This is a genomic window from Modestobacter roseus (assembly GCF_007994135.1).
In the GTDB taxonomy this organism is placed as follows: Bacteria; Actinomycetota; Actinomycetes; order Mycobacteriales; family Geodermatophilaceae; genus Modestobacter; species Modestobacter roseus.
In genome coordinates this window covers 1,427,464-1,446,658 of sequence record NZ_VLKF01000001.1, presented here as the reverse complement: position 1 = coordinate 1,446,658, position 19,195 = coordinate 1,427,464, and the positions used below count along the sequence as shown (strand labels likewise).

Genomic DNA, 19,195 nt, shown 5'->3' with positions numbered 1-19,195 from the left:
CTCACCTTACCCCGACGGCGGATCGGGTCGAGCCCGGAGTGACCGATGACGCGTTCCACCCGCCCTGCCGCCCCGGTGCCCGCCGCGGAGCCGGTCCGGCCCTCCGCCGCCGAGCGGGCCCGCACCGTGGTGGCCCGCCCCGCCGCCGCGGTCTGCGCCGCCGGCATCGACGGCAGCCGTGTGCTCGCGCACACCGTCACCGCCGACGGTCGGGTGCTGCTCGTCGTGCCCACCGACGGGGAGGTGTGCACCGCGGTCCGGCACTGCGCGGACGGCGACCTGGCGGCGCTGCTGCTGGTCACCGACCATGCGCCGGTGCCGCTGCGCGACCCGGTGCGGGCCCAGGTCTGGCTCTCCGGCTGGCTGACCGCACTGGCCGGTGAGGACGCGCACGAGGCGGCGCTCGCCTTCGCGGAGGTCGAGCCGGTCGCGGCGCTGCTGGACGTCGGCCGGGGCAACACGCTGCTGGTGCTCGAGCTGGCCGAGGTGGTGCTGGGGGAGAGCGGCGCGGTCTCGGAGATCGAACCGGAGCACTTCCTGGCCGCCGCGCCCGACCCACTGGTCGAGGTCGAGGAGCAGGCGCTCGTGCACCTGGACGAAGCGCACCCCGAGGAGCTGGCGCTGCTGCGCTCGCGCATCCCGGCACGGTGGCTCGGCAGGGGCGACGTCGTCCGGCCACTGGGCCTGGACCGCTGGGGCTTCCGGCTGCGGATCGAGCGGTCCCGCGGCTGCTGCCGGGACGTGCGCATCCCGTTCGCCGGGCCGGTCGGCTCGGCCGAGGAGCTCGCACCGGCGATCCACCGGCTGATGTGTGCCGCGCGGGGCGGCTGCCCGGGGCACTGACCAGCGGTCCGCGCCCCGGACCGGGCGTCAGCTCCGGACGGAGCGGCGGCCGCTGAGGCTCTCGGCGACGCCGATGAGCAGCACCGCGGCCACGACGGCGAGGATGAAGCCCAGGACGTTGAGCTCCCAGATGCTGCCGGTGCCGAAGAGCTGCGCGATGAGGCCGCCGATCAGCGAGCCGACGAGGCCCAGCAGCAGGGTCGCGAGGATGCCGAGGTTCTGCTTGCCCGGCTTGATGAGGCGCGCCAGGGCCCCGATGACGAGGCCGGCGACGAGGAATCCGATCATGGGCGCTGCGTTGCCCTCGGGATCACCTCGACAAACTGGCTGTGATCAACTCCCCAGTTCCGCAATGAGCCGCGCCAGCCGGGTGCGCCGGGGCCGGACGTCGACCTCCCGCACCGCCCGGGCCAGCGCCGCGCCGCTGGCGTGCACGATCGACAGGTGCTTCTGCGCCCGGGTGAGCGCGGTGTAGACCAGCGGCCGGGACAACATCCCGCCGGCCTCCGGCGGCAGCACGACGACGACGCCGGGCCACTCCGACCCCTGCGCCCGGTGCACGGTGATCGCCCACCCGTGCCGGAGGTCGGGCAGCGCGTTGCCGGTGACGGTGACCGGGCCGGAGCTGAAGTCGACGTTCAGCGACCCCTCGCCGGTGCCGGTGACCACGCCCACCTCGCCGTTGGCGAAGCCGATCGGCTCCAGGTCCAGGTGGTTGGCGGTGGCCACCACCCGGTCACCGACGTCGAACCCCCACACCGTGCCGTCGCCCGGGTTGAGCTGCGCCTTCAGCGCCTTGTTCAGCTCGATCGTCCCGGCCGGGCCCCGGTGCACCGGGGTGACCACCTGCACCGTCGCCGGGTCGATGCCCAGCGCCCGGGGGATGGAGTCGGTCACCAGCTGCACCACCCGGCGGGCGGCCTCCGCGCTGCCCACCGCCGGCACGATGACGACCTCGCGGTCGGGGGAGTCGACCTGCGGCAGCTCCCCGGCCCGCACGCCGGTGGCCAGCCGGGCGATCGCGCCACCGGCGGCCTGCCGGTGCAGCGTCGTCAGCTCGGTCACCGGCACCACGCCGGAGTCGATCAGGTCGCCCAGCACGTGCCCCGGGCCGATCGAGGGCAGCTGCGCCGGGTCGCCCACCAGCAGCAGGTGGGTGCCGTCGGCGCAGGCCTCCAGCAGCGCGGCCGTCAGCTCGACGTCGAGCATGGAGGCCTCGTCGACCACCACCACGTCGGCGTCCAGCGGCCACTCCTCGTTGCGGGAGAAGCCACCGGTCATGCCCTGGGCACCCAGCAGCCGGTGCACGGTCACCGCCGGGTGGTCGGTGAGCTCCTCCAGCCGCTTCGCCGCCCGGCCGGTGGGCGCGGCGAGCGCCACCTCGGTGCCCTTGGCCTGCAGCAGCTGCACGAGGGAGGCGACCGTGCGGCTCTTGCCGGTACCCGGCCCGCCGGTCAGCAGCGAGAAGCCGGCGCCCAGCACCTGGGCCACCGCGGCCTGCTGGGCCGGGTCCAGTCCCTTGGCCACCGACCGCACCGACGCCGGGTCGGCGATCCGCTCGGCGGTGGCCATCAGCCGGTGCACGTTCTCCGCCACCGCCTCCTCGGCCATCCCGAACCGGGCCAGGGACAGGGTGCGCAGCGCCGGGTCCGGCTCGGGCAGCTCGGCGTCGTCGGGCAGGTCGTCGGGGAGCTCCGGCTCCGGGGGCTCGTGCTCGAGCACCTCGCCGGACTCCACCGCCGCGACGATCGCCGCGGCCGGGTCGCCGATGCCCTCGGCGCGCAGCGCGGCGACCACCAGGTCGGCCGGCAGCACGGTGTGCCCGTCCCGGGTGGCGGTGCGCAGGGTGAGCCCGACGATCGCCCGGCCGCGGCGGGCGTCCTGCCGGTCGGCGCCCTTCAGCACCGCGATCGCCAGCCGGTCGGCGTCCCCGAGCGACACCCCGGACAGGGACAGCAGCGCCCAGGGGTCGTCCCGCAGCCGCCGGGCGGCGTCCGGGCCGAGGGTGTCGGCGACACCTGCGGCGAGCTTCGCCTCCAGCCCGGCGCCGACCAGCAGCTGCACCACCTCGTAGGTGGGGGCGGAGGCGAGGAAGGAGGAGAACAGCCGCTCGGCACGCTGGCGGCCCACCCGGGGCAGCTTCAGCAGCCGGTCGGCGCTGACGTCGTCGGGCCGGGTGATCCCGGCGGCCGGCAGCTCGGCGGCGGTCCGCTTGCCCAGTCCGGGCCACAGCCCGGCGGCGCAGAAGGCCGAGAAGACCGGGTCACCGGCGGTGGAGGTGGGGGTGCTCACGTCGGTCAGTGCTCCAGCCGGCGCTCGGGGTAGGAGAAGTGCGGCGAGGAGACGTCGTCCAGCGCCGTGACGATCGCCGGGGGCAGCCGGACGCCGTCGGCGTCCAGGACCTCCTGCAGCTGCGCCGCGGTGCGAGCCCCCACGATCGGGGCGACGACGCCGGGGCGGTCGCGCAGCCAGGCCAGCGCCACGCCCAGCGGGGTGGTGCCGAGCCCGCCGGCCGCGGTGATCACCGCCTCCACGACCCGGTCGGTGTGCGCCGACCGCAGCTGGTCGATGAAGCCCTGCCACTGCGGGGACGCGCCCCGGGAGTCCTCCGGCGTGGCGTGCCGGTACTTGCCGGTCAGCAGGCCACGGCCCATCGGCGACCAGGGCAGGATGCCCAGGCCGAGCGCCTCGGCCGCCGGGGCGACCTCGCGCTCGATGCCCCGCTGCAGCAGCGAGTACTCGACCTGGGTGCTCACGATCGGGGTGCGACCGGGCCAGGCGCGCTGCCAGGTGGCCGCCTGCGCGGTCTGCCAGCCGGTGAAGTTGCTGACACCCACGTAGCGGGCGCGCCCGGAGGCCACCGCGGCGTCGCAGGCGGCCAGCGTCTCCTCCAGCGGGGTGGCGTCGTCCCAGGCGTGCAGCTGCCACAGGTCGACGTGGTCCAGCCCGAGCCGCTCCAGCGAGGCGTCCAGGGCCGCGAGCAGGTGCCCGCGCGAGGCCCCGCGGCCCATCGGGCCGGCGCCGGTGCGGCCCACGGCCTTCGTCGCGACCAGCACGTCGTGCCGGGGGACGACGTCGGCGAGCAGCCGGCCGAGGGTGCGCTCGCTGTCGCCCTGCGCGTAGACGTCGGCGGTGTCGACCAGGGTGCCGCCGGCGTCCACGAAGGCGGTGAGCTGCATCGCCGCCTCGTCCTCGTCGGTGTCCCGACCCCACGTCATGGTGCCCAGGCCCAGCCGGGAGACGACCAGCCCGCTTCGTCCGAGCGCCCGCTGTTCCACGACCGGTCAACCTACCGTTGCCCCGGCCGGCCGCCCGAGATCGACGGGAGACCGGGAGGTCGGCCGGGGCGGCACAGCCGGGGCCCCTAGGGTGTGCCCCCGTGCACCCGACCGTCTTCCCCCGTCCCGCCCGCCCGGCCCGGGGTTCCTGACCGTGGGCTGGATCGAGGCCGTCGTCCTGGGGCTGGTGCAGGGGCTCACCGAGTTCCTCCCCATCTCCTCCAGCGCCCACCTGCGCGTGGTCGGCGAGGCCTTCGGCTGGGGCGACCCCGGCGCCGCCTTCACCGCGATCACCCAGATCGGCACCGAGATCGCGGTGCTGCTCTACTTCCGCCACGACATCTGGCGGATCACCAAGGCCTGGGTGCGGGCGCTGCACGACCGCGAGGCACGCGGTGACCACGACGCCCGGATGGGCTGGCTGATCATCGTCGGCAGCATCCCGATCGTGGTGCTCGGCCTGCTGTTCCAGGACTCGATCGAGACCACCTTCCGCGACCTGCGGATCGTCGCGATCGCCCTCGTCGCCTTCTCCCTGGTGCTGTACGTGGCCGACCGGATCGGCAGCACCGAGCGGGAGATGACCGACCTGACCGTCAAGCACGGGCTGGTCTACGGGTTCGCCCAGGCGATGGCGCTGATCCCCGGCGTCTCGCGGTCCGGCGGCACCATCACCGCCGGGCGCTTCCTCGGCTACTCCCGGCAGGCCGCGGCGCGCTACTCGTTCCTGCTGGCCGTGCCCGCCGTGCTGGGTGCCGGCTTCTACCAGACCTACGAGGCGCTCACCGGCGGCACCGAGGGCGAGGCCGTGGCCTGGGGGCCGACGATCCTGGCCACCGTGATCGCCTTCGGGGTGGGGCTGACGGTCATCGCCTGGCTGCTGCGCTACCTGGACCGGGGCAGCTTCACCCCGTTCGTCGTCTACCGCATCGTGCTGGGCCTGCTGGTGCTCGCGCTCGTCGGCGCCGGGGTGCTCGACCCGACCTGAGCTCGGCGCCGGCGCCTACGCTCGGCCCGGTGACCACCCTCATCCTGCTGCGCCACGGACGGACGACGGCGAACGCCTCGGGGGTGCTGGCCGGGTGGACCCCCGGCGTGCGGCTCGACGAGTCCGGCGAGGCCCAGGTCCGGGCGGTCGCCGAGCGGCTCACCGGCGTGCCGCTGGCCGCCGTCGTCAGCAGCCCGCTGGAACGGTGCCAGCAGACCGCCGGCGCCGTCGTCGAGGGCCGCGAGCTCGAGCTGCAGACCGACGACCGGTTCGGCGAGGCCCGCTACGGCGACTGGACCGGCCGGCCGATCAAGGAGCTCGCCAAGGACCCGCTGTGGAAGGTCGTCCAGCAGCACCCCTCGGCCGCGGTCTTCCCGGGCCCTGAGGGGGAGGGGCTGGCGCAGACCCAGGCCCGCGCCGTGGCCGCCGTCCGGGAGTGGAACGCGAAGCTCGGCCCCGACGCCGTGTGGCTGGCCTGCAGCCACGGTGACGTGATCAAGGCCGTGCTCGCCGACGCCTTCGGCATGCACCTGGACTCCTTCCAGCGCATCGTCGTCGACCCCGCGTCGATCTCGGTGGTCACCTACACCGACACCCGGCCGTTCGTCGCCCGGGTCAACGACACCGGCGGCGACGTCTCCGCGCTCATCCCGCCCAAGAAGAAGCGCGGCCGGCGGAAGCCGTCCTCCGACGCGGTCGTCGGCGGCGGCGCGGGCAGCGCCCCCGCCTGAGCGGGCCGCGTAACCTGATGCCCGTGCCACGTCAGGTCTTCCTCTTCGACCGTCCCACCCGGTTCGTCGCCGGCACGGTGGGCCAGCCCGGTGACCGCACCTTCTACCTGCAGGCCTCCGACGAGGCCGGCCGCACCGTCAGCGTGGCGCTGGAGAAGACGCAGGTCCAGGTGCTCGCCGACCGGATGAGCGAGCTGCTCGACGAGATCTCCAGCCGGGCCACCGTCGTCGTCCCGCCCGACGCCGACGTCGACGACCTGGAGCCGCTCACCGCGCCGGTCGACGAGGAGTTCCGGGTCGCCGCGATGGGCCTGGCCTGGGACGGCGAGGCCGCGGCCGTCGTCGTCGAGGCGGTCGCCGCCGGCGAGGAGCCGGTCGAGGAGGACGTGATCCTCTCCGACAGCGACGAGGGCCCCGACGCGCTGCGGGTCACCATCACCCCCGCCGCCGCCCGGGCGTTCGTCGCCCGGGCCCGCCGGGTGGTCGCCGCCGGCCGGCCCTCCTGCCCGCTGTGCTCGATGCCGCTGGACCCGGCCGGGCACGTGTGCCCCCGCCAGAACGGCTACCGCCGCTGACCGGCAGGCGGTCCCCCCGGTGACGCGCCCCGCGGACGAGCCCGACGACGACGTCGTCGTCGAGTGGGTCGAGGCCGACCTCGAGGACGACGACGGGGACGACTTCGGCGGGGACGACTTCGGCGGGGACGACTTCGACGGGGACGACGGCGACGGGGACGACGGCGACGTCCGGACCCTGGACCCCACCGCCTTCGACCACGGCGACCGACGCGCCCCCGACGGGCCGGCCGAGGTCGACGTGCTGCTCCGCGAGGGCGTGCTGGACATGGAGGGCCGCCTCCTCGACGCCAGCAACGTCACCCTCGTCGGCGCCATCCGCACCGACACCCTGGCCGCGACCTGCGTCTACAAACCGGTCGCCGGGGAGCGCCCGCTCTGGGACTTCCCCGACGGCACCCTGGCCGGCCGGGAGATCAGCGCCCACCTGGTCAGCGAGGCCACCGGCTGGTCGATCGTGCCCCCCACCGTGCTGCGCGACGGCCCGTTCGGCACCGGCATGGTCCAGCTCTGGATGGACGGCGACCCTGGCATCGACCTGGCCGAGTTCGTCCGCCGCGACGACCCCGCGCTGCGCCGGATGGCCGTCTTCGACGCGGTCGTGAACAACGCCGACCGCAAGGGCGGGCACATCATCCCCATGCCCGACGGGCACGTGTACGGCGTCGACCACGGCATCTGCTTCTCCGTGGACCCCAAGCTGCGCACCCTGCTGTGGCAGTGGGCCGGCCGGCCCATCCCGATCGCCCTGCTCGAGGTGCTGGAGCGGTTGGCCGAGGACCTGCGCGGCGACCTGGGCGAGCAGCTGCACCAGCACCTCACCCGGCGCGAGGTGCACCGCACCCAGCAGCGGGTCGCCCAGCTGCTGCGCACCGGGCTGCACCCGCAGCCCTCCGGCGACTGGCCCGCGCTGCCCTGGCCGCCGTTCTGAGCACATCGTCATCCTCCGGATGACCCCGCGGCCGTGCTGATCGTCATCCTCCGGATGACACCGCGGCCAACGGCCGTGCCCCTGCTGCGCTGAGCCGTTTCCGGCCCGCCTGCGCGGAGGCCTCCGGCCCCCACTCGGCGACCCGAGCCCGCTGCGCGGGCGTGTCCGTACCTGGTGGTCCTGATCCCTGCCTCGGTCACCTTCTGCTTCCGCCTCGTGCCGCTGCCTGGCAGGGTGCCGTGCGTGGCGCATCGGAGTCGACTGGCGGTCCTGCTCATCGACCTGCCCCCGGAGCTGCACGCCCGGGGGCAGCAGTTCTGGTCCGCGGCGACCGGCCACCCGGTCGAGCCCGACGCGATCGACGACGTCTGGTCCTCCCTCGGCTCCTTCGCCGACGGCTTCCACCTCGAGGTCCAGCGGACCGGGCCGGGCACCGCACCCCGCTGGCACGTCGACATCGAGACCGACGACGTCCCGGCCGAGATGGCCCGGCTGGAGGCGCTGGGCGCGGTCCGGATCGCCGACATGGGCGGTTTCTGGCAGCTGAAGGACCCCGCCGGCCTGCTGTTCTGCGTCGTCGGCGTGCAGACCGGCGAGGAGTTCGAGCGGCACGCCACCACCTGGCCCTGACCCACGGTGGACCGGGCGGCCTGCGCCGGTGTCGGTGGCCGGTCTTACCCTCCTGACGTGCTCTCCTGGCCCGCTCCGCTCCTCCCCCCCCTGCCCGGGTCCGGTCCCGCCCTGCGCCTCTACGACACCGCGCGCGGTGACGTCGTCACGACCCAGCCGGACCGGGTCGCGCGGATGTACGTCTGCGGCATCACCCCCTACGACGCCACCCACCTCGGCCACGCCGCCACCTACCTCGCCTTCGACCTGGTCAACCGGGTCTGGCGCGACGCCCGGCACGGGGTCCACTACGTGCAGAACGTCACCGACGTCGACGACCCGCTGTTCGAGCGGGCCGACCGCGACGGCGAGGACTGGATCGTGCTCGGCATGCGCGAGACGGCCCTGTTCCGGGAGGACATGACCGCCCTGCGCGTGCTGCCGCCCGAGGACTACGTCGGCGCGGTCGAGGCGATCCCGCAGATCGTCACCAAGGTCGAGGAGCTGTGGGACGCGGGGCTGGCCTACTCCCTCGACGACGGCACCGGCGACGTCTACCACGACGTCTCCCAGGCGCCCGGGTTCGGCGCGGAGTCGAACTACGACGAGGCGACGATGCTCCGGCTGTCCGCCGAGCGCGGCGGCGACCCCGAGCGCCCGGGCAAGCGCTCCCCGCTGGACCCGCTGCTGTGGCGCGGCGCCCGCGAGGGCGAGCCGTCCTGGCCCGGCCCGCGCGGCGTCGCCGGGCGGCCCGGGTGGCACGTCGAGTGCGCCGCCATCGCCCTGGACACCCTCGGCATGGGCTTCGACGTCCAGGGCGGCGGCAGCGACCTGGTGTTCCCGCACCACGAGTACTCCGCCGTGCACGCCGAGGCGCTCACCGGCGCCAAGCCCTTCGCCCAGGCCTACGTGCACGCGGCGATGATCGGCCTGGACGGCGAGAAGATGAGCAAGAGCCGGGGCAACCTGGTCTTCGTCTCCCGGCTGCGCGGCGAGGGCGTCGACCCGATGGCGATCCGGCTCGCGCTGCTCTCCGGCCACTACCGCACCGACCGCGCGTGGACGGCGGAGCTGCTGACCCGCGCCGAGGAGCGGCTGGTCACCTGGCGCCGGGCCGTCACCCAGTCCACCGGCGCCCCCGCCGGGCCGGTGATCCGGGCGGTGCGCGAACGGCTCACCGACGACCTGGACAGCCCCGGCGCGATCGCCGTCGTCGACCGCTGGGCCGAGGCCACCCTGGACAGCGACCGCGCCGCCGGCGAGGACGGCGCACCGGCCGTCGTCGCCGACGTCGTCGACGCCCTGCTGGGCATCGAGCTCTGACGACCGTGGGCCAGCCGCTGCCGGACGCCGGGGGAGCGCCGTTCCGGCTGGCCGACCGGGGGACGCGGGAGCGCGCCGAGGAGCTGCTCGCGCCGGCCGCAGCCCGCGCGGCGGCCACCCGCGGCCGGGCGCGCCCCGAGCCGGAGGACCCGCTGCGCACCGCCTACGAGCGGGACCGCGACCGGATCCTGCACGCCAAGGCGTTCCGCCGGCTCAAGCACAAGACGCAGGTCTTCCTGCACCCGGACGGCGACCACTTCGTCACCCGCCTGACGCACACCCTGCAGGTCACCCAGGTGGCCCGCTCCCTGGCGGCGGCGCTGTCGCTGAACGAGACCCTCGCCGAGGCGATCGCGCTGGCCCACGACGTCGGCCACTCACCGTTCGGGCACATCGGCGAGGACGCGCTCGACCCCTACGTCGCGGGCGGCTGGCACCACGCCGCCCAGGGCGTGCGCATCGTCGAGGTGCTCGAGGACCTCAACCTCACCTGGGAGGTCCGCGACGGCGTCCGGGCGCACAGCTGGAAGATCAGCCCGCCACCGGCCACCCGCGAGGGCGAGTGCGTGCGCTACGCCGACCGGATCGGCTACCTCTCCCACGACGCGCTGGACGCCGTCCGGGCCGGGGTGCTCCGGGTGACCGACCTGCCCGCCCGCGCCCGCGCCGTCTTCGGCGACCCGGGCAGCGCCATGGTCGGGTCGATGATCGACGCCGTGGTCGAGGGCAGCCTCTCCGCGGCGAACACCGGCGGGGCCGTGGTCATGGCCCCCGACGCGCTCGAGGCGATGCACGAGCTGCGCACCTTCATGTTCGAGCGGGTGTACGGCTCCGACACCGCCGCCGGCCAGAAGCACCTGGCCGTCGACGTCATCCGCCGGCTGGTCGACCACCACCTGGCCCACCCCGGGCTCATCCCGGCCAGCTACCGCGACACCGAGGCCGACGTGCTCACCCAGGTCGTCGACTACGTCACCGGCATGACCGACCGGTACGCCCTGGCCACCCACGACCGGCTCTTCGACGACACCGCCGGTCTGCGGATGCGCCCGCTGCTCTGACACCGCGACGCGCCGCGTCGCATCGCGGCCACCTGCCGTCCCCCTGCCGGAGGGAGCGTGTCTGCGCCCGCCTCACGGAGGGCGCTCGTTCCTCGGCCCTCCGGTCGGTGGGCAGGAGGTCGAGCACCTCGTCGGGGACCCTTCGGGCCCCGCTCCTCGGTACTCAGCCGGCGCCCGAGGAGCCCCGCCGGCGCAGGTACCGCTCGAACTCGCGGGCGATCTGGTCGCCGTTGGCCTGGGAGAGGTCGGTCGCGGTCTGCCGCTCCTCCAGCGAGCGCACGTACTCCACGACCTCGTCGTCCTCGCTGGCCATCTCCGAGACGGTGGTGACCCACTCCTCGGCCTGCTGGGGCAGCGTGCCGAGCGGGATGGTGAGCTCCAGGACCTCCTCGACGCGCCGGAGCAGCGCGACGGTCGCCTGCGGCGACGGGGGCTGGGACACGTAGTGCGGGACCGCGGCCCAGAAGCTGATCGCCGGCAGACCGGCCTGCACGCAGGCGTCCTGGAACACCCCGAGGATGCCCGTGGGCCCCTCGTACCGGGAGGTCTCCAGGCCCCACTTCTCCGCCGACTCCGCGTCGTAGGCCGACCCGCTCACCGGCGTCGGACGGGTGTGCGGCGTGTCGGCCAGCAGGGCACCCAGTCCGACCACGGTGTGTGCGCCCAGCTCGTGGCAGAGCTCGATGAGCTCCTCGCAGAAGCTGCGCCAGCGCATGTTCGGCTCGATGCCGCGGATGAGCACCACGTGCCGGTCGCTGCCCTCGGGCTTGGCGACCGAGATGCGGGTCGTCGGCCACTCGAGGCGGCGGCTCACGCCGTCGACGAGGGAGACGGTCGGGCGGTTGACCTGGAAGTCGTAGTACTCCTCGGGGTCCAGGGCGGCCAGCGGATCGGCGTCCCAGATCAGCTCCAGGTGCTCCACCGCCCCGGTGGCGGCGTCCCCGGCGTCGTTCCACCCCTCGAAGGCGACGACCACCACGGGGTCGTCCAGCTCGGGCAGGTCGTCTGCGGTGGACTTCGGATCGATCACTCGGACCAGCCTACGTCGGTGCGGCCGCCCCGCCCGGTGACCGGCGCGGGGCCCAGGACACGGCACGTGGCCCACATCACCGCCTGGGCGCCCGGAGGTGTCATCATGGAGGCGCTGTTCGAGGACGACGAGGCACCGCCGCCCGTCGGAGTTGCCAGGGCCCTGGCGCCGGACGCGTTCGTGACCGTGACCGAACGAGCTCCCCGAGGACCGCCCGTGCTCCAGCCACCCCTGTCCGCGCCCGCGCACCGCCCCGACGCCACCGCCGAGCTCACCGAGCTCCTGCGGCGGCGCATCGTCGTCCTGGACGGCGCGATGGGGACGGCGATCCAGCGCGACCGGCCCGACGAGGCCGGGTACCGCGGCGAGCGGTTCGCGGACTGGCCGACCGACGTGCAGGGCAACAACGACCTGCTCAGCATCACCGCACCGGAGATCATCGCCGGTATCCACCGCGAGTACCTCGAGGCCGGCGCGGACCTGATCGAGACCAACACCTTCAACGCGACCCGCATCTCGCTCGGCGACTACGGCATGTCCGACCTCGCCTACGAGCTGAACCTCGCGTCGGCGCGGCTGGCCCGCGGCGTCTGCGACGAGATGACGGCGCGGACGCCGGACCGGCCCCGCTACGTCGTCGGCGCCATCGGCCCGACCAGCCGGACGGCGTCCATCTCGCCGGACGTGAACGACCCGGGTGCCCGCAACGTCACCTACGACGAGCTGGTCGAGGCCTACCTGGAGCAGGCCGAGGGACTGGTCGACGGCGGCTCCGACGTGCTGCTGATCGAGACGATCTTCGACACGCTGAACGCCAAGGCAGCGGTCTTCGCACTGGAGACGCTGTTCGAGCGGCACGGCCGCCGCTGGCCGGTGATGGTGTCCGGCACGATCACCGACGCCTCCGGCCGGACGCTGTCCGGTCAGGTCACCGAGGCGTTCTGGCACTCGGTGCGGCACGTCGACCCGCTGCTGGTCGGTCTCAACTGCGCCCTGGGGGCCAAGGAGATGCGGCCCTACATCGCCGAGGTGGCCCGGGTCGCCGACACGTTCGTCTCCTGCTACCCGAACGCCGGGCTGCCCAACGCCTTCGGCGAGTACGACGAGGCGCCGGAGGAGACCGCCGCGATCCTCGAGGAGTTCGCCACCGCCGGGTTCGTGAACCTGGTCGGCGGCTGCTGCGGCACCACCCCCGCGCACATCGCGGCGATCGCCCGGGCCGTCGAGGGCCGGGCCCCGCGCACCCCGGTCGAGGTCCGCCCCGCGCTGCGGCTGTCCGGCCTGGAGCCGGTCACCGTCGACGAGGACTCGCTGTTCGTCAACGTCGGCGAGCGCACCAACATCACCGGCTCGGCGCGTTTCCGGAACCTGATCAAGGCCGGCGACTACCCGGCCGCGCTCACCGTCGCCCGCCAGCAGGTCGAGGCCGGTGCACAGGTCATCGACGTGAACATGGACGAGGGGATGATCGACGGGGTCGCGGCGATGGACCGCTTCACCAAGCTGATCGCCGCCGAGCCGGACATCTGCCGGGTGCCGGTGATGATCGACTCCTCGAAGTGGGAGGTCATCGAGGCCGGCCTGAAGAACGTCCAGGGCAAGGCGATCGTCAACTCCATCTCGATGAAGAACGGCGAGGCGGAGTTCGTCCGCGAGGCCCGGCTGTGCCGCAAGTACGGCGCCGCCGTCGTCGTGATGGCCTTCGACGAGGCCGGCCAGGCCGACACCCTGGAGCGCCGCAAGCAGATCTGCCGGCGCGCGTACGACCTGCTGGTGCACGAGGTCGGCTTCCCGGCCGAGGACGTCATCTTCGACCCGAACGTCTTCGCCGTCGCCACCGGCATCGAGGAGCACGCCGACTACGGGCTGGCCTTCATCGAGGCGACCCGCTGGATCAAGCAGAACCTGCCCGGCGCGCTCGTCTCCGGCGGGATCTCCAACGTGTCGTTCTCCTTCCGCGGCAACAACAAGGTCCGCGAGGCGATCCACGCCGTCTTCCTCTACCACGCGATCCGGGCCGGCCTGGACATGGCGATCGTCAACGCGGGCCAGCTGGAGGTCTACGACGAGGTGCCCGAGGTGCTGCGGGAGCGGATCGAGGACGTCGTCCTCAACCGCCGGCCGGACAGCACCGAGCGGCTGCTGGAGATCGCCGGGGACTTCGCCGGCGACGGCTCGGTCAAGGAGGTGGCGTCGGAGGAGTGGCGGTCGCTGCCGGTCGCCGAGCGGATCACGCACGCGCTGGTCAAGGGCATCGACGCCTTCGTCGAGGACGACACCGAGGAGCTGCGGCAGGAGATCGCCGCTCGCGGCGGCCGGCCGATCGAGGTGATCGAGGGCCCGCTGATGGACGGCATGAACGTCGTCGGTGACCTGTTCGGGCAGGGGAAGATGTTCCTGCCGCAGGTGGTGAAGTCCGCCCGGGTGATGAAGAAGGCCGTCGCCCACCTCGTCCCGTTCATCGAGGCCGAGAAGCAGCCCGGCGACGTCCAGCGGAGCAACGGCAAGGTCGTCATGGCCACCGTGAAGGGCGACGTGCACGACATCGGCAAGAACATCGTCGGCGTCGTCCTGCAGTGCAACAACTACGACGTCGTCGACCTCGGGGTGATGGTGCCCGGGCAGAAGGTGCTGGACGCGGCCAAGGAGCACGGGGCCGACGTCATCGGCGTCTCCGGGCTGATCACCCCCTCGCTGGACGAGATGGTGAACCTGGCCACCGAGATGGAGCGGCAGGGGTTCGAGATCCCGCTGCTCATCGGCGGGGCCACCACCTCCCGCGCGCACACCGCGGTCAAGGTGGCCGAGCGCTACCACGGCCCGGTCATCTGGGTGAAGGACGCCTCCCGGTCGGTGCCGGTGGTCGCCGCCCTGCTCTCCGACGAGCAGCGTCCCGCGCTGCTGGCCGAGACCGATGCCGACTACGCCGCGCTGCGCGAGCGCCACGCCGCCCGCAACGACACCCGGTCGCTGCTGCCGCTGGCGACCGCCCGCGCCCAGGCGCCGGCCATCGACTGGAGCGACTACCAGCCGCCCCGGCCGCGGATGCTGCTGCAGCAGGCCAAGGACGTCTGCTCGGGGCCGACCTGCGACCACCCCGCCGGGCACGCCACCCAGTTCGTGCGCCACTTCGCCGACTACCCGCTCGCGGAGCTGCGCCCGTACATCGACTGGCAGCCGTTCTTCAACGCCTGGGAGATGCGCGGCCGGTTCCCCGACGTCCTGCACAACCCCACGACCGGGGAGGCCGCCCGGCGGCTGTACGCCGACGCGCAGGAGATGCTCGACCGGATCGTCGCCGAGCGCTGGCTGCGGGCCAGCGGGGTGTTCGGCCTGTTCCCGGCCAACCAGGTCGACGGCGAGGACATCGAGGTCTACACCGACGACACGCGTACCGCCGTCCGGGCCACCCTGCACCAGCTGCGGCAGCAGACCGAGGGCCGGGACGGCGCTCCGCGCCGGTCGCTGGCCGACTTCGTCGCACCCGCCGGCACCGGGCTGCGCGACCACGTCGGGGCGTTCGCCGTCACCGCCGGGCTGGGCTCGGCGGACCGGGTCGCGGCGTTCAAGGCGGCCAACGACGACTACGACGCGATCATGCTGGAGGCGCTGGCCGACCGGCTCGCCGAGGCGTTCGCCGAACGGCTGCACCAGCGGGTGCGCACCGAGTTCTGGGGCTACGCGCCCGACGAGGGCCTGGACAACGAGTCGCTGATCGCCGAGAAGTACCGGGGCATCCGGCCGGCGCCGGGCTACCCGGCCTGCCCGGAGCACACCGAGAAGCAGACCATCTGGGAGCTGCTCGACGTCGAGGCGACCACCGGCCTCCAGCTGACCGAGAGCATGGCCATGTGGCCGGGAGCCTCAGTCAGCGGGCTCTACTTCTCCCACCCGGAGTCGCGGTACTTCGTGCTGGGCCGGGTCGGTCGCGACCAGGTCGAGGACTATGCCCGGCGCAAGGGCTGGACGGTCGCCGAGGCGGAGAAGTGGCTGTCCCCGAACCTCGGCTACCGCACCCAGGACGAATGAGGCGTCACTCGACCACCAGGACGTCGGTGAACGCCGACGAGTGACGGCTGCTGAACGGGTACTCGCCGGCCTGCTCCGGCGCCAGGAAGGTCAGCAGCGTGCGGGCGGGCACGTCGACGTCGAAGGCGCCCTCGGCCGCGGTGATCGTCACCGGCTGGTCGCTGCCGTTGGACACGGTCACCCGTGACCCCGCAGCGACCGGCCCGGCGACGTGGAAGCGCTCGGCGTCGACGAGCACGCCGACCGAGAGCTCGCCGTGGTCGTGGCCGGCCATCGGGTCGGCGCCGGCCACCGGAGCGGCCGGCGCCGCCGTGCCGGCCGGTTGCGACGATGCGGTCGCCGGGGGAGGGGAGGCCGCCAGGGCGACCGCCAGCGCGACGGTGGCGACCATGACCACCAGCTCCACGGCGGCGAACCGGCGGAAGGCCCCGGGCCGGCCCTCCCGCAGCCGCGGCAGCGTCCGCCGCCGGTGCTGGTGGCCGAGGACCACCAGCGCGGCCAGGCCGGCGGTCTTGCCGATCAGCAGCCACCCGTAGCCGGTGCCGAGCGCGGCCGGCACCGCCGGGACGTCGCCCAGCAGCAGGCCGGCGGCGAGCAGCCCCGACCCGCCGGTGACCACGGCGCACACCAGGGCGAGCCGGCTGAACCGGGCCACGGCCGGGGCGGCAGCGCCGGGCGCGCGGCCGTGCACCAGCAGCGCGAGCAGACCACCGATCCAGAGGGCCGCCGCGACGACGTGGACGCCGAGCGTGGCCACGGTGAGCAGGTGGTCGTCAGCGGCCGACGAGTGACCGGTGAGCAGCACCGGGAGCAGGAGCACCGCCAGCGCCCCGGCCAGCAGCAGCCGAGCGCCGGCCACCCGGGTGCAGCGTCGCGCGGTGACCGTCAGCAGGCCGGCGGCGGCGGTGCCCAGCAGGACGGCCTGCCCGGCGCCGGTGGTGCCCAGGAACAGCGGCACCGAGCTCCAGGGCAGCGCCCACGGCGCCACGTCCACCAGACGGCTGAGGGTGAGGAGCCCGCCGAGGGCGGTGGCCGCCGCCCACACCGCGGCCCAGCCCGACGCCGCGAGCACCGCCCGCCGGGCGGCCGGGGCCAGAGCTCCCGCCCGCCCGGGCAGGAGGGCGGCGGCGAACAGTGCGGTGCCGACCGTGCCGACCGCCGCCACCCGGCTGGCGAGGGTGAGCACCGGCTCGCCCCACGCGACCACCGGGCCGCCCGCGGACGGCCCGGTGCTGCCGCCGCCGACGGCGAGGCCGGCGAGCAGCAGGACCACGGCGCCGATCCCGGTGCCGAGCACCGCAGGGACGAGCCATGGCGGGCGGACCGGCTCGGACGGGCGGCCGGACTCGACCGGGGCGACCAGCGCCGCGCGGGTCATGCCCGCCTGCGCAGCCGGCCGGCGACCACCGTGCCGAGGGCGACCAGCACCAGCGCCCCCGCGGCCCACCACACGCCCGGCGTGCCCGTCCCGGTCGAGGCCGCGGCCGGCTGCGGCGTCACCGGAGCCGCGGGGGCGGCGTCCGGGGACACCGAGAACTCGTAGTTGCCCTCGATCGGGTGCCCGTCGGACGACGTGGCGCGCCACTGGACGCGGTAGGCGCCCGCCGGCAGGTCCGCGGAGAGTGCCTGCACGACGGTGGTGCCCCGGATCTCCGGCTCGCCGGTGGACACCGTCCCGCCGGGTCCGGTCACCACCACCCGGGTGCCCAGCTGCTGCGGTGCGCCGCTGAACTCGAGCTGCACCTCCGACGGCACCGCGGTGAGTGCGGCCGATGCCGCCGGGGTGCTGCCGGTCAGCCCGTCGTGGGCGAGCGCGGGAGAGGCCCCCATCCCGAGCGCGAGCACGGTCAGCAGGCCGAGCAGCACCGGCCGGCCCCACGGTGCGCCGGCGCGGCGTCGTCCGGACGGCGGACCTGCGAACGGAGTCATGCCGGGCGTTCGTCCGGAACCGCCCTGCCGGTTCTGTGCGGCGTTTCAGGGAGAGATGTCCGCCGCCGGTGAACCGATCCGGCACCCCGCCCCGAACCCCAGGTGGTCGACGCGGCAGCGGGGGAGTCCTCCCGCTGGGGGGAACCGCCGCCGGCCGGGTCACCCAGACCTGCTCGACGGCGGGCGCACCGACGCACCCGCCGGCACACCGGGCGACCGGCTCCCAGCCGCCGTCCTGCGGGCCCTCCAGGGTCCGCATCCCGACAACGAGGAGCACACCATGCGCAAGGCACTCGCAGTCCCGGCCGTCGCCATCGCCGCCGCGGCCTTCCCGCTGCTGACCGTCTCCGCCGCCTCCGCACACGAGGGCGCGCACAGCTACCAGGCCGACCTCGGCTCGGTGAACATGTCCGGGGTCACCGGCACCGGCATGGTCACGCTGGACGGCAACACCGCCACCGTGATGATCGAGGCCACCGGGCTGCTCGCCGGCTCGCCGCACGCCCAGCACTTCCACATCGGCGCCCTGGGCGAGTGCCCGAGCAACGACCTGTCCGACGACGCGGACGGCGACGGCTTCGTGAGCGTCACCGAGGCGGCCAAGTACTACGGCGCCATCGGCACGTCGCTGACCACCACCGGCGACACCAGCCCGGACAGCGGCCTGGCGATCGACCGCTTCCCGACCGCCGAGGGCGGCTCGATCAGCTACGAGCGCACCTTCGAGGTCAGCGACGACGTGCACCAGGCGTTCGAGGACGGCACCGCCGTCCTGGTCGTGCACGGCATCGACAAGGACGGCTCGGGCGCCTACGACGGCGACGTCATGAGCGACCTCGACCCGAGCCTGCCCATGGAGGCCACCGCCCCGGCCGCCTGTGGCGCCCTCGAGGTGGCGCAGATGGGTGCCGCTCCCGCCGGTGGCGCCGAGACCGGTGCCGGCAGCACGACCGGCACCGAGAACACCGCCGCCATCGGCGTCGGCGCGCTGGCCGCGGCCGGTGCCGTCGGTGCCGGTGCGGTCGCCTACCGCCGTCGTCAGGCCGCCCAGGCCTGATCCGGCCTGCAGGTCTGATCCGGCCTGAAGGTCTGATCCACCTCCGGGCCGCGCGGGAGGGACGCCCCCTCCCGCGCGGCCCGGCCCTCGCTCCGCACCTCCCCGGAAGGACTCCCGTGACCGAGCAGAGCAGCCGGCGCCCCGGCCCCCGCACCTGGATCGCGCTGGCCATCGCGCTCGCCGTCGTCGCGGTCGTGGCCGTGGTCGTGGCGGTGACCGGGCAGCAGCGAGCTCCACAGCCCGCGGCGGCGGCCGAGCGGGCGCCGTCCTCCACCAGTTCGCCGGCCGTCCCGGCCCCGCCGTCGGGGGCGAGTTCTCCGGCACCCGAGCCGTCCGCGGCTCCGGTGGCCGAGCCGGTCTCGCTCAGCATCCCGGCCATCGGCGTGACCAGTGAGCTGATGCGGCTGGGGCTCAACGACGACGGCACCGTGGAGGTGCCACCGCTCGGCCCCGACGACCAGGCCGGCTGGTACGAGCGGGGACCGGCTCCCGGCGCCGTGGGCCCGGCTGCGTTGCTCGGGCACGTGGACTCGGCCGCGCACGGCCCCGGGGTCTTCTTCGAGCTCGGCGCGCTGCAGCCCGGCGACGAGGTCGAGGTGGCCCGCGCCGACGGATCGGTGGCGGTGTTCGCCGTGGACCGGGTCGAGCGCCACCCCAAGGACGACTTCCCGACCATCGAGGTCTACGGCAACACCGACGACGCGCAGCTGCGGCTGATCACCTGCGGTGGCGACTTCGACTCGTCCGCCCGCAGCTACGAGGACAACGTCATCGCCTTCGCCAGCCTGGTGCGCACCGAACCGGCCTGACC

At 74.5% G+C, this 19,195-nt stretch carries 17 protein-coding genes; 11 read left to right on the top strand and 6 right to left on the bottom strand.

Translation table 11 applies throughout. The features are described 5' to 3' along the window. Window positions 1-45 precede the first annotated feature (45 nt). Window positions 46-843: a DUF2470 domain-containing protein gene (locus JD78_RS06885; RefSeq protein ID WP_153361117.1), complete on the top strand. Its 798-nt coding sequence runs from the start codon at window positions 46-48 to the stop codon at window positions 841-843. Between the two features lie 27 nt (window positions 844-870). Here the strand turns inward: JD78_RS06885 and JD78_RS06880 are convergent, their stop codons facing one another. The 3 genes from JD78_RS06880 to JD78_RS06870 are packed head-to-tail and all read right to left on the bottom strand — an operon-like array spanning window position 871 to window position 4,121. Continuing rightward, window positions 871-1,131: a GlsB/YeaQ/YmgE family stress response membrane protein gene (locus JD78_RS06880; RefSeq protein ID WP_153361118.1), complete on the bottom strand. Its 261-nt coding sequence runs from the start codon at window positions 1,129-1,131 to the stop codon at window positions 871-873. Between the two features lie 45 nt (window positions 1,132-1,176). Then, on the bottom strand, window positions 1,177-3,135 hold the full coding sequence (locus JD78_RS06875) for an AAA family ATPase (RefSeq protein WP_153361119.1): 1,959 nt from the start codon (window positions 3,133-3,135) through the stop codon (window positions 1,177-1,179). 5 nt (window positions 3,136-3,140) lie between these two features. Continuing rightward, the gene (locus tag JD78_RS06870) at window positions 3,141-4,121 is read right to left on the bottom strand and encodes an aldo/keto reductase (protein WP_153361120.1); all 981 of its coding nucleotides are present in this window, start codon (window positions 4,119-4,121) and stop codon (window positions 3,141-3,143) included. A 154-nt stretch (window positions 4,122-4,275) separates the two neighbouring features. Here JD78_RS06870 and JD78_RS06865 point away from each other — a divergent pair, with 154 nt between their 5' ends. The 7 genes from JD78_RS06865 to JD78_RS06835 all read left to right on the top strand — a co-directional run bounded on the left by JD78_RS06865 (window position 4,276) and on the right by JD78_RS06835 (window position 10,339). Next, the gene (locus tag JD78_RS06865; protein ID WP_153361121.1) at window positions 4,276-5,109 is read left to right on the top strand and encodes an undecaprenyl-diphosphate phosphatase; all 834 of its coding nucleotides are present in this window, start codon (window positions 4,276-4,278) and stop codon (window positions 5,107-5,109) included. A 29-nt stretch (window positions 5,110-5,138) separates the two neighbouring features. After that, on the top strand, window positions 5,139-5,840 hold the full coding sequence (locus tag JD78_RS06860) for a histidine phosphatase family protein (protein ID WP_153361122.1): 702 nt from the start codon (window positions 5,139-5,141) through the stop codon (window positions 5,838-5,840). A gap of 23 nt (window positions 5,841-5,863) precedes the next feature. Continuing rightward, complete coding sequence (locus JD78_RS06855) at window positions 5,864-6,415, top strand: DUF3090 family protein (RefSeq protein ID WP_153361123.1); 552 nt, start codon at window positions 5,864-5,866, stop codon at window positions 6,413-6,415. A gap of 19 nt (window positions 6,416-6,434) precedes the next feature. Then, window positions 6,435-7,346: an SCO1664 family protein gene (locus JD78_RS06850; protein WP_153361124.1), complete on the top strand. Its 912-nt coding sequence runs from the start codon at window positions 6,435-6,437 to the stop codon at window positions 7,344-7,346. Window positions 7,347-7,589: 243 nt separating this feature from the next. Further along, window positions 7,590-7,976: a VOC family protein gene (locus JD78_RS06845; RefSeq protein ID WP_153361125.1), complete on the top strand. Its 387-nt coding sequence runs from the start codon at window positions 7,590-7,592 to the stop codon at window positions 7,974-7,976. Window positions 7,977-8,033: 57 nt separating this feature from the next. After that, entirely contained in the window at window positions 8,034-9,278 is a 1,245-nt protein-coding gene (mshC, locus tag JD78_RS06840; protein WP_153361126.1) for a cysteine--1-D-myo-inosityl 2-amino-2-deoxy-alpha-D-glucopyranoside ligase, read from the top strand. A gap of 5 nt (window positions 9,279-9,283) precedes the next feature. Next, window positions 9,284-10,339, top strand: coding sequence for an HD domain-containing protein (locus tag JD78_RS06835; RefSeq protein WP_228395228.1), 1,056 nt, complete (start codon window positions 9,284-9,286; stop codon window positions 10,337-10,339). Between the two features lie 163 nt (window positions 10,340-10,502). On the opposite strand, the gene JD78_RS06830 is transcribed toward JD78_RS06835, so the two are convergent. Beyond that, window positions 10,503-11,369, bottom strand: coding sequence for a PAC2 family protein (locus tag JD78_RS06830; RefSeq protein WP_153361127.1), 867 nt, complete (start codon window positions 11,367-11,369; stop codon window positions 10,503-10,505). Window positions 11,370-11,585: 216 nt separating this feature from the next. Here JD78_RS06830 and metH point away from each other — a divergent pair, with 216 nt between their 5' ends. Further along, window positions 11,586-15,398, top strand: coding sequence for a methionine synthase (gene metH / locus JD78_RS06825; protein WP_228395229.1), 3,813 nt, complete (start codon window positions 11,586-11,588; stop codon window positions 15,396-15,398). A gap of 4 nt (window positions 15,399-15,402) precedes the next feature. On the opposite strand, the gene JD78_RS06820 is transcribed toward metH, so the two are convergent. Together JD78_RS06820 and JD78_RS06815 are read right to left on the bottom strand one after the other, a co-directional pair. Beyond that, entirely contained in the window at window positions 15,403-16,776 is a 1,374-nt protein-coding gene (locus JD78_RS06820) for a copper resistance D family protein (RefSeq protein ID WP_153361128.1), read from the bottom strand. Continuing rightward, entirely contained in the window at window positions 16,773-17,327 is a 555-nt protein-coding gene (locus JD78_RS06815) for a copper resistance CopC family protein (RefSeq protein ID WP_153361129.1), read from the bottom strand. The genes JD78_RS06820 and JD78_RS06815 overlap by 4 nt, the downstream gene beginning before the upstream one ends. Window positions 17,328-17,607: 280 nt before the next feature. On the opposite strand from JD78_RS06815, the gene JD78_RS06810 reads away from it, so the two are divergent. Beyond that, window positions 17,608-18,384, top strand: a complete 777-nt coding sequence (locus JD78_RS06810) for a hypothetical protein (RefSeq protein WP_153361130.1) — start codon at window positions 17,608-17,610, stop codon at window positions 18,382-18,384. 116 nt (window positions 18,385-18,500) lie between these two features. Further along, window positions 18,501-19,193: a class F sortase gene (locus JD78_RS06805; RefSeq protein WP_228395230.1), complete on the top strand. Its 693-nt coding sequence runs from the start codon at window positions 18,501-18,503 to the stop codon at window positions 19,191-19,193. Window positions 19,194-19,195: the final 2 nt, after the last annotated feature.